Raw genomic sequence first — 12,563 nt, 5'->3', positions numbered from 1 at the left:
TCCGGGGGAAGGCAGTGTTCGGCACGTTTACTGACATCGCGATTCTGGCAGGCACAGTTCTGCTGTTTGTGTTGATCGTGGCTTTCACGATCGCGCGGCTTTACCGGCGCGCCACTAAGGAAGTCGGTTTCGTACGGACGGGCTTTGGCGGCGAGAAGGTTGTATTGAACGGGGGCGCGCTCGTGCTCCCGGTTCTCCACGAGACCATGCCGGTCAACATGAACACCGTGCGCCTGGCCGTCGAGCGCAAGAACTCTGATGCGCTCATCACTCTCGATCGACTGCGCATTGACGTGAAGGCCGAATTCTATGTCCGCGTGCGGCCGGATGCAGGGTCGATCGCTATGGCTGCTCAAACGCTGGGCCAGCGGACAATGAATCCTGAAGCGCTCAAGGACCTGGTGGAAGGAAAATTCGTGGATGCGCTTCGGTCGGTCGCGGCCGGCATGACGATGAACGAGCTGCACGAGCAGCGCGCGGAATTCGTGCAGAAGGTGCAGCAGGTCTCTTCCAACGATCTGGCCATGAACGGCCTCGAGCTTGAATCGGTATCATTGACCGGCCTCGACCAGACAAGCATCGAACATTTCAATGCGAACAATGCCTTCGACGCTGAAGGCCTTACCAAGCTGACCGAGCAGATCGAAGCGCGTAAGAAACTGCGCAATGACATCGAGCAGGACACCCGGGTACAGATCGAAACCAAGAATCTTGAGGCCGACAAGCGCTCGTTCGAGATTGCCCGCGACCAGGAATATGCCCGGCTGGAGCAGGAGCGCGAGGTCGAGGTGCGGCGGGCCGCGCAAGCCGCTGAAATCGCCCGGGAACAGGCAGTGCGAAATCAGGAGTCCGAAAGCGCGCGGATCAACGCCAAGCGAGAGGTCGACTCCCGACAGATCGAAGCCGATCGAACCGTGGAAGAGGCAAGGATCCTGCAGAAGCAGGCGCTGGAAATTGCCCGCCAGGAACAACAGATCGCGGTCCAGAACAAGAGCCGCGAGGAGAGCCAGGCAAAAGCGCTCGCCGATGAAGCACGGGCCAAGGCGGTTGCTGCTGAAGAGGCGGTCACGACCAGTCGCGAAACCGAGGTGGCTGAGCGTGGCAAGCGAATCGAACTGATCGAAGCAGCCAAGCAGGCTGAACGTGACGCAATTCGCATCAAGGTTGATGCGGAAGCAGAAAAGGATGCGGCCACCAACCGTGCCGAGGCCATACGACGCGAAGCAGAAGGTCAAGCCGACGCCGCCAAGCTCACCGCCGAGGCAGACCGCGTCCGCTTCGAAGTCGAGGCAGCGGGCCAGCGGGCGGTAAACGAGGCAGCGAACATTCTGTCGCTTGAACAGATCAGCCTCCAGATGAAGCTGGCCCTTCTCAAGGTCCTCCCGGAACTGGTCCGCGAAAGCGCTAAGCCATTGGAAGCGATCGATTCCATCAAGATCGTCCAAGTCGATGGCCTCACACAGCGCGGCGGGAATGCCGAGAGTGGAAGTGGCAGCAGTTCGAAGTCCGGTGGGAACCTTGCAAACGATGCCGTGGCGGCCGCCCTATCCTACCGGGCACAAGCACCGATCCTCGATGGGCTCATGAAAGAGTTGGGCCTGGACGGCTCCTCACTGGCGGGCTTGATGGCTCAGCCCGCGATTGGCGAAGGTGCCACCCAGGCAGCAGAAGGCGGCGCGGGTGCAGTCGGGCGTGCGGAAGGAGCCGCGGAACGGCCCAAGTCGGGATAAGGCCATCCAAGAGTCAGGAAGCTGCGGAATAATTCGGGACTGTCAGCCCTTCCGTGCGCGACAGACGATTGAACTTTGGGCCGCCGTGGCTCTGGCATCCCATAGGGTCGTCGCTCGCTCGATGGCGGCCAGCGAGGTTCCGTCATGTCGTCGGCATGCGCGGCTCGTTCCGGTGGCGTGCGCCACGGGTCGCCCCGCCATTCTTTCCCCAAACGGCCCGGCGCTGCGTTCTTGCGCGCCGCCCGCAGCGCGCTAAGGTCACGGCAGCACTGATAATGCCGGCTGACGTGGGAGTCGCCTCTGCAGGACCTGGCCGGCAGAAGCAGTATCAGCGGGGAGATGGGTGCGCATGCCGGCGACGATCGACTTCAGGATGCTGGTTGCCCGATCCCCCAATGCCTATGTCGTGCTTGATCGCGAATTGCGGCTCGTGTGGATGAACGATGCCTATCTCAAGGCCACCATGCGGACGCGCGAGGAGCTGGTCGACCGCACGATGTTCGAGGCCTTTCCCAGCGACCCGGACTCGGAAAGCTACAAGCTGCTGGAAGGCTCGCTCCGGCGCGTGCTCGACACCGGGCAGACGGACGAGCTGGCGCTCATCCGCTACGACATCAGCCGGCCGGACGGCGGCATGGACCAGCGCTACTGGAGCGCGACGCACACCCCGCTGCACGATGCGGATGGCGAGGTGCGCCACATCCTCCAGCACACCGTCGACGTGACCGAGCTCGAGAGCCTGCGCGCGATGCGGGACGAGATGGGCCTCGTCCAGCGCGCCAATGCGGTGCAGGCGCGCAATCTGGACCTCAGCCAGGAAAGCGAGCAGCTCAAGGCCCTGTTCGACCAGGCGCCCGGCTTCATGGCGGTGCTGAGCGGGCCGCGCCACGAAGTCCGCCTCGCCAACCGCGCCTATCTCCGCCTCGTGGGGCAGCGCAACCTGATCGGCCGGCCGGTCGCCGAGGCGCTGCCGGAAATCGTCGCGCAGGGCTTCATCGCGCTGCTCGATACGGTGCGCGAGAGCGGGCAGCCCTATGTCGGCCGCAACCAGCGGATCCTGCTCGCCAATGAGGGGCCCGAAGGAGACGAGGAACGCTTCCTCGACTTCATCTATCAGCCGATCTTCGATGGCGCCGGCGCGGTGACGGGCATCTTCGTCCAGGGCAATGACGTGACGGAGCAGGTGCAGGCGCAGGAGCAGCAGGAACTGCTCATCCACGAGCTGAACCACCGGGTGAAGAACACGCTCGCGGTCGTGCAGGGGCTTGCGACCCAGTCCTTCCGGGGCATCCCGGGATCGGAGCAGGCCCGCACGACCTTCGATGCCCGGCTCACCGCGCTGGCGGCAGCGCACAGCCTGCTCACCGCGCAGAGCTGGCAGGCCGCGCGGCTGGTCGACACCGTGCGCAGCGCGATCGAGGCCACGGCCGGATCGGACAGCGCGCGCTTCCACCTCGCCGGGCCGGACATCCGGCTACCCCCGCAAGCGGCGATGGCCATGGCGATGGTGGTGCATGAGCTGAGCACCAACGCCATCAAATATGGCGCGCTCTCGGCCGGCGAGGGGCGAGTGGACCTCGCCTGGACGGTGGAGGAGGAAGAGCATCACTGCCGGCTGGCGATCGAGTGGCGGGAGCGGGGCGGCCCTCCGGTGGAGCCGCCCACGCGGCGCGGCTTCGGCACGCGGCTCATCCAGCGCGGCATAGCGCCCGGGCTGGGCGGGGCCGTGGCCCTGCACTTCGAGCCAGAGGGCCTGCGCTGCACGATCGACGCCCGCATCCCGAAGAGCCCGGCATGACGATGCGCGGCCTCGCCATCCTCATCATCGAGGACGAGCCCATCCTCGCCCTTGCCCTGGAGGACATGCTGGAAAAAGCGGGCGCCAGCCCGATCCTCGCCGACACGCTCGCGGAAGCGACGGAGATGATCGCGCGCCAGCCTCCCGATGCGGCGATCCTGGACGTGAATGTGCACGGCGAGCAGAGCTATTCGGTTGCAGCGGCGCTGGCCGAGCGGCGCATCCCCTTCATCTTCGCGACCGGCTATGGCGACGCCATGCACGAGGATGCCCATGCGCAAGTGCCCACCGTCGCGAAACCCTACAGCTTCCGCGACATCGAACGCGCCCTGAAACGCGCGCAGGGGATGTAAGGCGGACGAGGAAGGGTGCGGACATCATCGGCGCACGAGGCGACTGTGGCCGGGGACGGGGCAGGGCCGAGGGTGGGAGCAGGATGGCCGCAACAGCGGACAAAGAGGCCGAGATGCTCGTTCACCCAACCGATCTGCGGCGGATCATAGCTTATGCGAGGCGCGGACCGCGGCAATTGCCGTGTCGAGGGCTTCGGACACCTGTTGCAGGCTCGCGGGCGGGCCATCCGGACCGCGACGCCCCGACGTGTTGCAGCATGGCTCGAATGCGGTGATCAGCTTCTTCTCGATCTGGTCGATCCAATCCTTCTGAATGGCCTTCTTGCTCACCAGCGAGGCAGGCGGCATGAGCCGGCGATAGGCAAAGGTCAGGCGGCGAAAGAGTTCGTCAGGGGTTGCACCGCGGAGCACATCCCAGTGCCTTGCCGCGAAACGGGCCTTTCTCTCGGTCGCACAAAAGGCGCCATTGGGCCCCAGCGCGGTTTCAGGCCCTCCCCCCGAACGCACTCGGTCACCCTGCTCGCGTGCCCTCGCGAGATCTCGGGCGATCTCATGGTCAAGGCCGTCGATGATGGCGCGCAGCGGACGATCGTTGAAAAACAGCTGATCGGAACGCAGCGTAAATCCGACAATATGCTTGAAGGCACGATCGATAACGTGGCCGCCGAACGGATCGTGAGCGAGACCGCTGTAAGCGCCGATGTAGATCAGCGCCCGGTCCCAGAAGCAGGTATAAATGCCGGGCCCCGCAAGGTCCCCGGGGTCCGTCTTTGTGCCCTTGATGACATTCGCGGTCAGATTGGCCCATGCAGGCATATGCTGGTGCGCCACGCCCTGAGTGATGGTGCAAAGGCGGCGAAGATCAACCTCTATCATGATGGCTCCTGCTGCGGATTGACGCCTCCCCTATCGGAGTTCTGCTAAACGGCAAGTTAAGCAGGTCACCGGACCAAGCCTTCTACGATCTCGAGAGGCTTTTGCGTCAACGGACAGGAAAAGGAACTGTGACGGGATGGTCCTCGATGGTCTGCTCGGGCGCGTGCTCGATCCGTCGCGGCTGCAGATGTTGCTCGCGAATATTCCCTACCGTTCGGATGATGCTGAAAAGCGTCGCAAGGATGATCTGGAACGCGTCCGCCGGGAGCGCGTGTCGCTGGATCCACTACGGTCCTGAAAGCGGCTGCCGCAAAGAGCGGCATGGGCGGTGCTACCGCCGTTCATGGTTTTGACAGAAAATGGTGCCCCACAGACGACAAGGATGGGCGCTCAAATCACTGCGAATTTTCTATTGATCGCGCGTAACAGGGGCGGCGTCGAAAGGTCGTGATCCGACCCCGCGCTAGAACCGGACGTTCAATCCCTCGCGTCGCGGAGCGCTTCCAGTTCGGCTAGCCTCACCGGGTCGCCGGCGGCAAGTGTTTCCTCAAGATAGAAGCTATAGGGTATGTCGAGCACCAATTTGTGGGCCTCGCCGCTATATTCTGAGGCAATCACAGGAAAAGCATCGACCAGTTGTCGAAGAAAAGCTTTGTCCAAATCCTGAAGCCTCGCTGCCACATCCTCCATCATGAGGACAGCTGCATCAGGATCAAGAACATCATCATCGGTGAGATCCAGAAACAATATGAAATCAGCGATAATCCGCGCCACCCCTATTGCGCTCATGGCTTCACCACCCTCACCTTGATGTTCGTGATCTTCATCTCTTTAAACAACTTGAGCGCAGCGATTCGCTCGGCTTCATTGGGCACTTCCCAAGTTCCAATGGCCCGATTATGCGCCAGTGCTTCCGACTGCCGCAATAACTGGGCACGCGCCCTGGGACGGTTCACGACCCTGAACTTTCGGTCGATCACATATTCGCCCTGTACGCCATCGAACTTGACCGGCCGCTTCGAGCCATCCGGCATCGTCCGCATCAACGTGGGCGCCTGACCGGGCCGAGCGCCCGTCGCGGCATCATTATATCGCTTCGCTGGCGTTTCGCGGCCGAGGTTTTTCTTAACCCAGCCGATCTGCGGCGGCTCCCGGCGGTCAAGCCACAGAGAAAAGCTCTTAGATAGTTACCTATTGGCCTGTCGGAATCCGGCTTTCCCGCCGGTTTCGAAGAAATGGTGCCGCTTAGGTGACTCGAACACCTGACCCTCGCATTACGAATGCGATGCTCTACCGGCTGAGCTAAAGCGGCTCCGGTGGACCGGCCTGCGGTCCTTCTGCGCGAGGGCCTTTGGTGAAGGGCTTTCCCGCGCAGCGGCGGCGCTTAACAGCAGTGGTGGCGCGTGGCAAGCCATTAGAGTGCGGGCCGGGGCATCGGTGCGGGCGGACGAGCGGGCGCGGGCCGGCGCGTGCGATCCTCCGGCATGGCGCCCGATCCCGCCGGATCGGGACGATCGCGTGGCCCGGCGCGGGACAACAGTCCTAATGAGCGGTTACGATCCGGCCCCGCCTTTACCCCGAATTTACCCTTCCGTGCGCAAGTGTCCGGCCAATCGCAACGGCGGATCGACGAGTCAGACCATGGATGCACAGGGGCACAGCGCGGCCGAGGAGGCCATAATGCTGGACGACGCAATGGACGCGCCGCCTATCGTCCGCTTCGACGAGCGCCGGATGCACATCCGCGCCTATAATTACTGGGCATCGCTGCTGGGCGACCGCTCGCTGCCCAATATCGAGGATCTCAATCCCGCCGAGATCCACGATTTCGGCTCGCATAGCGTGCTGCTGGACTTCACCAGCGGCATCGACGACCCGACGATCGCTTTCCTCGGCAGCGCGCTGGCCGCGCAGTGCGACCTGACGAGCCCGGTCAGCCGTGTCAGCCAGATCCCGGCGCGCACGCTGCTCTCGCGCATCACCGACCATTATCTCCAGATCATCGCCAATGCCGCGCCGATCGGCTTCGAGGCGGAATTCACCAACCAGCGCGGTGCCGAGATTCTCTATCGCGGCATCATGATGCCCTTCTCGACCGACGACGACACCATCGACTTCGTCTATGGCGTCATCAACTGGAAGGAAGTGGTCACCGAGGACCTGGCCGACAGCATCGCCGCGGAAGTCGCCGCGGCCGGGCCGGGTGCGCTGGCCATGCCGACCGGCGTGCCGGTCTGGTCCGACGGCCCCACCAGCTTCGACCTCGGTCCCGACGATGGCTTCGACGACCTCGATGAGACGCCGACGGCCGAGGACGGGATGTGGGACAATGCCGCGCTCGACCTCACGCCCGACCTCATAGACCATTCCGACAGCGAGACGGCGCTGGGCGATTCGCTGGCGCAGGCACGCGAGGCCGCGGCAGCCGCCAACGCCAGCGAGGGCCGCACGCGCCATGCCCTCTATCGCGCCATCGGCCTCGCCCACGCCTTCGCGGCCGTGGCAGCCGCACGGCCGGACGACTATGCCGAGCTGCTGGCCGATTCCGGCATCGAGGTGCAGCCGCGCAGCCCGCTGACCGCGCTCGCCAAGCTCGTCTTCGGCGCGGACTATGACAAGACCCGCCTCGCCGAGTTCGTCTGCGCGATCGACCATGCGCTGGCCGAGGGCATGGAGCCCGGCGCGCTGACCCAGTATCTCCACAGCATCCCCGGGGGGCTCAAGGGGCTGGTCGCCAGCGTGCGCGCGCGTCGTCGCGGCGCCAGCGTGCCGACGCGCCCGGCAGCCGGCAGCCGCGCCCGGCGCAAGCTGCGCGGAGCCGGCACGATCACCCCCGAAGCACTGCCCTTCGACGAGACGGGCCTCGCAGTCGTCATCCTGCGGCGGGACGCGGACGGGCAGCTCGCCATGGTGGCCGCGCTCGACCAGGAAGACCGGCTGACCGGCCGCGTCTATGCCGCCGCCGCTCGAAAGGTCTGAGTTTTCCCCTCGCCCTGCCGCGAAGGGCAGAGGCCGAGTTGCGGTTTTATCGTCAGAGGTCTAACGCAAGAAAATAACACCGGCGCCAGTCGCGCGCCGCGACCCCTTCGACGCGACCATCGAGAGAGGATGGCATGAGCGCAACACTCACTTCCGAAGCATCGACGACTTTCCACATCGCCAAGGCCCTCGCGGACGGGCTGCACGGCAGCGAACGGGACGCGCTGAGCGGCAGCGCGCTGGACGCCGCCGCGCAATTCGTCAGCGAAGCGGCGGCCGTTCGCAAGGACGGCGAATCCGTCATCCTGATCGACAGCAGCAGCGACGAGCTGCGGGGCGACGCCGTGACCCGGCGCCAGCGGCTGGTGATCATCAATGCCGACAAGCCCTTCCTCGTGGACAGCATCGGCAATTGCCTGAGCGACGCGGGGCTGGTGATTCACCTGCTCGCGCACCCGATCCTCCCCGTCCGGCGCGACGCGGAAGGCCGCCTCACCGCCATCGGCGACGATGACGGCGCGACGCGCGAATCCTTCATCTACATCGAGACCGACCGGATCGATGCGCGAGGCCGGCAGGCCCTGGCGCGCGCGCTCGAACTCACCCTCGCGCATGTGCGGGCGGCCGTGGGCGCCTGGCGCAGCATGGTCGACGCGATGAACGCGGATGCCAACCGGCTGGGCGCGGGCGAAGGCGGCGACCTGCTGCGCTGGCTGCAGAAGGGCAACCTGACCCAGCTCGGCCACGAACAGCGCGACCGGGAAGGCAATGTCAGCCGCGCCAAGGGCATCAGCACCTTCGCCGACGAGCCGCTGATCGCCCGCAGCCGCATCGCCGATGCCTTCGCCTGGTTCGAGGCCGGCCATGCCGGGCCGCTGATCCTCAAATCCAACCGCATGTCGCGCGTGCATCGCCATGTGCTGATCGACCTGTTCATCGTGCCGGTGCGCGAGGGCGAGGAGATCACCGCGCTCTCCATCCATGCCGGCTTGTGGACGAGCGCCGCGCTCGCTGCCCGGCCCGAGGAAATCCCGGGCCTGCGCGACACGCTGTTCGGCCTCATGGCCCGCTTCGGCTACGATCCGACCGGCCATGCCGCCAAGACGATGGTGCATGCGCTCACCACCCTGCCGCACGACATCATGATGGCTTTCCAGCCGGAGGACCGCGAGCGCGTGACGCTGACCGCGATGTCGCTGGCGGACCGGCCCCGGCCCAAGCTGGAGCTGGTGAGCGACGCGCTGGACCGGCATCTCTTCGCCTTCGTCTGGATGCTGCGCGACGACCTCTCGACCACGCGCCGCGAAGCCATTGGCGGGATGCTCGCCAGCGCGGCCAATGCGACGCTGCTCGGCTGGTCCATCGCGCTGGAGGACAGCGGCCTTGCGCTGGTGCGCTTCACGTTCGACGTGCGCGACGGCGGCCACATGCCGGACGCCGAGGCGCTCGACCATCAGCTCGAGCGGATGCTGCGCGGCTGGGTGCCGGCCGTCGAGCAGGGATTGCTCGACCTGGGCGAAACCACGCGCGCGGCGATCCTCGCCCAGCGCTACGCGCCGGGCCTGCCGCTCTCCTACCGGGAAAGCGCGGGAGCCGAGGAAGCGGCGCGGGACATCCTCGCCCTGCACCGGCTGCCGGGGCCGGGCACCCGCTCCGTGCGCTTCTACCGCATCGCATCGGACGGTGAGAGCCGGCTGCGCGTGAAGATCTACAGCCTCGAGCCGCTGGTGCTTTCCGAAGCCGTGCCGGCGCTGGAGAATTTCGGCTTCCGGGCGCTCGACGAGCGGAGCACCGGCGTCGGCGCCGACAGCGCGCTCGGCCACATCCAGCGGTTCGCGCTCGAACGGCAGGACGGCGGCCCGGCCGCGCCCGTGCTTGACCGCGCCGAGATCGTCGGCGAAGCGCTCGACGCCGTGCTGGAAGGACGGGCCGAGAATGACAGTTTCGCCGAGCTCATCGTGACGGCGGACATCGGCCCGCGCGACATCATCATCCTGCGCGCGATCTTCCGCTACCTGCGCCAGACGGGCATCTCCTACGGCCTGTCCACCGTGGTCGATTCGCTCGGGCGGGAAGCGCGCATCGCGCGGATGCTGGTGGACCTCTTCCACGCGAGGCACAACCCGGAGCGCCGCGGGGACAAGGATGCGGCGGCCGCGCTGAATGCCGAGATCGACGCGGCGCTCGAGGGCGTGAACGGGCTGGACGACGACCGCATCCTGCGCCTCTATCGCGCCGTCATCTGCGCGACGCTGCGCACCAATGCCTTCTCGCCCGCCGCGCAGGAAGCGCTGGCCTTCAAGATCGACAGCGCGCAAGTGCCGGGCCTGCCCCGGCCGCTCCCCTGGCGCGAGATCTGGGTCTATTCGCCGCGCGTCGAGGGCATCCACCTGCGCGCCGGGCGCGTCGCCCGCGGCGGCCTGCGCTGGTCCGACCGGCGCGACGACTTCCGCACCGAGATCCTGGGGCTGATGAAGGCCCAGCGCGTGAAGAACGCCGTCATCGTGCCGACCGGCGCCAAGGGCGGCTTCTATCCCAAGATGCTGCCCAATCCCGCCGCGGACCGCGACGCCTGGCTCGCCGAAGGCACCGAGAGCTACCGGATCTTCATCCGCTCGCTGCTCTCCGTCACCGACAATCTGGTGAAGGGCGAGGTGGTCCATCCCGAGAATGTCGTCATCCATGACGGCGAGGACCCCTATTTCGTCGTCGCGGCGGACAAGGGCACCGCAACCTTCTCCGACGTGGCCAACGCCATCGCCATCGAGCGCGACTTCTGGCTGGGCGATGCCTTCGCCAGCGGCGGCTCGAACGGCTATGACCACAAGGCGATGGGCATCACGGCGCGCGGCGCCTGGATCAGCGTGCAGCGCCATTTCGCCGAAATGGGAATCGACGTGCAGAAGGAAAGCGTGCGCGTCATCGGCGTGGGCGACATGTCCGGCGACGTGTTCGGCAACGGCATGCTGCTCAGCAAGGCGATCAAGCTGGTCGCTGCCTTCGACCACCGCCACATCTTCATCGATCCCGAGCCCGATCCGGCGGCGAGCTGGAAGGAACGGGCGCGGCTGTTCAAGCTGCCCCGCTCAAGCTGGGACGATTATGACCGCAAGCTCATCTCGAAGGGCGGCGGCGTCTTCCCGCGCTCGCTCAAGAGCATCCCGCTCAGCCGGGAAATGCAGGCCATCGTCGGGACCAGCGAAACGTCGATGGAGCCCACCGCGCTGATCTCCGCCCTGCTGCGCGCGGAAAGCGACCTCATCTGGTTCGGCGGCATCGGCACCTACATCAAGGCGGCCGGGCAGAACAACGCGGACGTGGGCGACGGCGCCAACGACCGGCTGCGTGTCGACGCCGAGGATGTGCGAACCAAGGTGATCGGCGAGGGCGCCAATCTGGGCGTGACTCAGGCCGGGCGCATCGCCTTCGCGCTGCGGGGCGGGCGGATCAACACCGACTTCATCGACAATTCGGCCGGCGTCGATTGCTCGGACAATGAAGTGAACATCAAGATCGCGCTCAACAAGGAAATGGCCGAGGGCCGCCTGAGCGAGGACGCCCGCAACGCCCTGCTGGCCGATATGACCGACGACGTCGCCGAGATCGTGCTGGAGGACAATCGCCTGCAGGCGCTCGGCCTTTCCATCGCGCAGGCGGGCGGCACCGACGATCTGGCATCCTATGTCCGCCTGATCGCGACACTGGAAAATGGCGGCCATCTCGACCGGAAAGTGGAGGGCCTTGCCAGCGACCAGGAACTGCTGCGCCGCGCGGGCGAGGGCATCGGCCTCACCCGGCCGGAGCTGGCCGTGCTGTTCTCCACCGCGAAGCTGGCGCTTCAGGACGCCATCGAGAAAAGCAGCCTCGCCGCCGACCCGGTGCTCACCAGCGACCTCATCCGTGCCTTCCCGCCCCGGATGCGGGAGGAAGAGGCCGACGCGATCGAGGCGCACCAGCTGCGCTGCGAGATCATCGCGACCAAGCTCGCCAACCGCATCGTCAACCGGCTGGGCGTCATCCTGCCCTTCACGCTGGCGGAGGAAGCAAGCTGCACGCTCGACGAGATCGCACGGGCCTTCGTCATTGCCGAGCAATTGTTCGACGTGCGCGCCCTGTGGGATGACATCGACGCCGCGAAGCTGAGCGAACAGGCACGGCTCGCGCTGTATCGCCAGGTCGCCAATGCGATGGCGGCGCATATCGGCGATGCCCATCGCTCGCTGCCCGCCGCGATGCGGCCAAGCGACGCGATCGCCGCGCTGACGCCCCCGATGGCAACGCTCGTGAAGGAAGTCGACAGCCTCTTGCAGCCGGAGCCCGCACGCCGGACCACCGCGCAGATGTCCGAGCTGAGCGAGCTGGGCGTGAGCAAGGCCCTGGCGGCGCGGACCGTGCTGCTGGTGAAGATGGACGGCGCGATCGGCCTTTCGTTGCTCGCCAAGGACCTCGCCCAGGGCGAAGTCGCGGTGGCCGGCGCCTTCACCCATCTGGGCGAAGCGCTCGGCATCGACTGGCTGCAGGGACTGGCGGCGCGGATGAGCCCGACCGACCCGTGGGAACGCCTGCTGGTCGCCGGCAGCGCCCGCGACCTCCAGCAGATGCGCCTCTCCTTCCTCTCCGGCGCGCGCTACAAGGAAACCGGCCCCTATGTGGCGGAATGGCTGGAGCGCAACGAAGGTGCGGTGGCCAAGTTCCGCCAGCTCATCACCCGCGCGCAGGCGGCCGCCGGCCCGAGCGCGGCGATGGTGGCGGAACTGACCGGACAGGCCCGGGCACTGCTGGCGCGATAAGCGGCGATACATCGGGAGGCACCGGCCCCGGCGGGAG

General features: G+C 66.2%; 9 protein-coding genes and 1 tRNA gene. 6 read left to right on the top strand and 4 right to left on the bottom strand.

Annotated features, from left to right (window positions below; genetic code table 11):
• The first annotated feature begins 14 nt into the window (after positions 1 to 14).
• From SLG_RS00115 to SLG_RS00105, 3 genes are all read left to right on the top strand, one after another.
• On the top strand, positions 15 to 1,730 hold the full coding sequence (locus tag SLG_RS00115; protein ID WP_014074350.1) for a flotillin family protein: 1,716 nt from the start codon (positions 15 to 17) through the stop codon (positions 1,728 to 1,730).
• A gap of 349 nt (positions 1,731 to 2,079) precedes the next feature.
• Positions 2,080 to 3,528 carry a sensor histidine kinase gene (locus tag SLG_RS00110; RefSeq protein WP_014074349.1) on the top strand — a complete coding sequence of 483 codons (1,449 nt, stop codon included), beginning with the start codon at positions 2,080 to 2,082 and terminating at the stop codon, positions 3,526 to 3,528.
• Positions 3,525 to 3,881: a response regulator gene (locus tag SLG_RS00105; RefSeq protein WP_014074348.1), complete on the top strand. Its 357-nt coding sequence runs from the start codon at positions 3,525 to 3,527 to the stop codon at positions 3,879 to 3,881. Before SLG_RS00110 ends, SLG_RS00105 begins: the two co-directional genes overlap by 4 nt.
• Before the next feature lie 144 nt (positions 3,882 to 4,025).
• On the opposite strand, the gene SLG_RS00100 is transcribed toward SLG_RS00105, so the two are convergent.
• Positions 4,026 to 4,757, bottom strand: coding sequence for a hypothetical protein (locus SLG_RS00100; RefSeq protein ID WP_014074347.1), 732 nt, complete (start codon positions 4,755 to 4,757; stop codon positions 4,026 to 4,028).
• Positions 4,758 to 4,893: 136 nt separating this feature from the next.
• Between SLG_RS00100 and SLG_RS21580 the strand changes: the two genes are divergently transcribed.
• Positions 4,894 to 5,055 carry a hypothetical protein gene (locus tag SLG_RS21580; protein WP_014074346.1) on the top strand — a complete coding sequence of 54 codons (162 nt, stop codon included), beginning with the start codon at positions 4,894 to 4,896 and terminating at the stop codon, positions 5,053 to 5,055.
• Between the two features lie 179 nt (positions 5,056 to 5,234).
• Here the strand turns inward: SLG_RS21580 and SLG_RS00095 are convergent, their stop codons facing one another.
• From SLG_RS00095 to SLG_RS00085, 3 genes are all read right to left on the bottom strand, one after another.
• Complete coding sequence (locus tag SLG_RS00095) at positions 5,235 to 5,546, bottom strand: hypothetical protein (RefSeq protein ID WP_041391653.1); 312 nt, start codon at positions 5,544 to 5,546, stop codon at positions 5,235 to 5,237.
• Entirely contained in the window at positions 5,543 to 5,800 is a 258-nt protein-coding gene (locus SLG_RS00090) for a hypothetical protein (protein ID WP_014074344.1), read from the bottom strand. The genes SLG_RS00095 and SLG_RS00090 overlap by 4 nt, the downstream gene beginning before the upstream one ends.
• A gap of 193 nt (positions 5,801 to 5,993) precedes the next feature.
• A tRNA-Thr gene (locus tag SLG_RS00085) sits at positions 5,994 to 6,069 on the bottom strand.
• A gap of 368 nt (positions 6,070 to 6,437) precedes the next feature.
• On the opposite strand from SLG_RS00085, the gene SLG_RS00080 reads away from it, so the two are divergent.
• On the top strand, positions 6,438 to 7,736 hold the full coding sequence (locus SLG_RS00080; RefSeq protein ID WP_231848710.1) for a PAS domain-containing protein: 1,299 nt from the start codon (positions 6,438 to 6,440) through the stop codon (positions 7,734 to 7,736).
• Between the two features lie 134 nt (positions 7,737 to 7,870).
• Positions 7,871 to 12,526: an NAD-glutamate dehydrogenase gene (locus SLG_RS00075; protein WP_014074342.1), complete on the top strand. Its 4,656-nt coding sequence runs from the start codon at positions 7,871 to 7,873 to the stop codon at positions 12,524 to 12,526.
• Positions 12,527 to 12,563 lie beyond the last annotated feature (37 nt).

It is taken from the genome of Sphingobium sp. SYK-6 (assembly GCF_000283515.1).
In the GTDB taxonomy this organism is placed as follows: Bacteria; Pseudomonadota; Alphaproteobacteria; order Sphingomonadales; family Sphingomonadaceae; genus Sphingobium; species Sphingobium lignivorans.
This window is presented reverse-complemented; position numbering and strand designations above follow the sequence as displayed.

Coding starts and splice junctions, on each gene's coding strand:
- SLG_RS00095 (WP_041391653.1), bottom strand. CDS start 5,546: ATGAGCGCAATAGGGGTGGCGCGGATTATCGCTGATTTCATATTGTTT.
- SLG_RS00110 (WP_014074349.1), top strand. CDS start 2,080: ATGCCGGCGACGATCGACTTCAGGATGCTGGTTGCCCGATCCCCCAAT.
- SLG_RS00100 (WP_014074347.1), bottom strand. CDS start 4,757: ATGATAGAGGTTGATCTTCGCCGCCTTTGCACCATCACTCAGGGCGTG.
- SLG_RS00105 (WP_014074348.1), top strand. CDS start 3,525: ATGACGATGCGCGGCCTCGCCATCCTCATCATCGAGGACGAGCCCATC.
- SLG_RS00075 (WP_014074342.1), top strand. CDS start 7,871: ATGAGCGCAACACTCACTTCCGAAGCATCGACGACTTTCCACATCGCC.
- SLG_RS00090 (WP_014074344.1), bottom strand. CDS start 5,800: ATGCGGACGATGCCGGATGGCTCGAAGCGGCCGGTCAAGTTCGATGGC.
- SLG_RS21580 (WP_014074346.1), top strand. CDS start 4,894: ATGGTCCTCGATGGTCTGCTCGGGCGCGTGCTCGATCCGTCGCGGCTG.
- SLG_RS00080 (WP_231848710.1), top strand. CDS start 6,438: ATGCTGGACGACGCAATGGACGCGCCGCCTATCGTCCGCTTCGACGAG.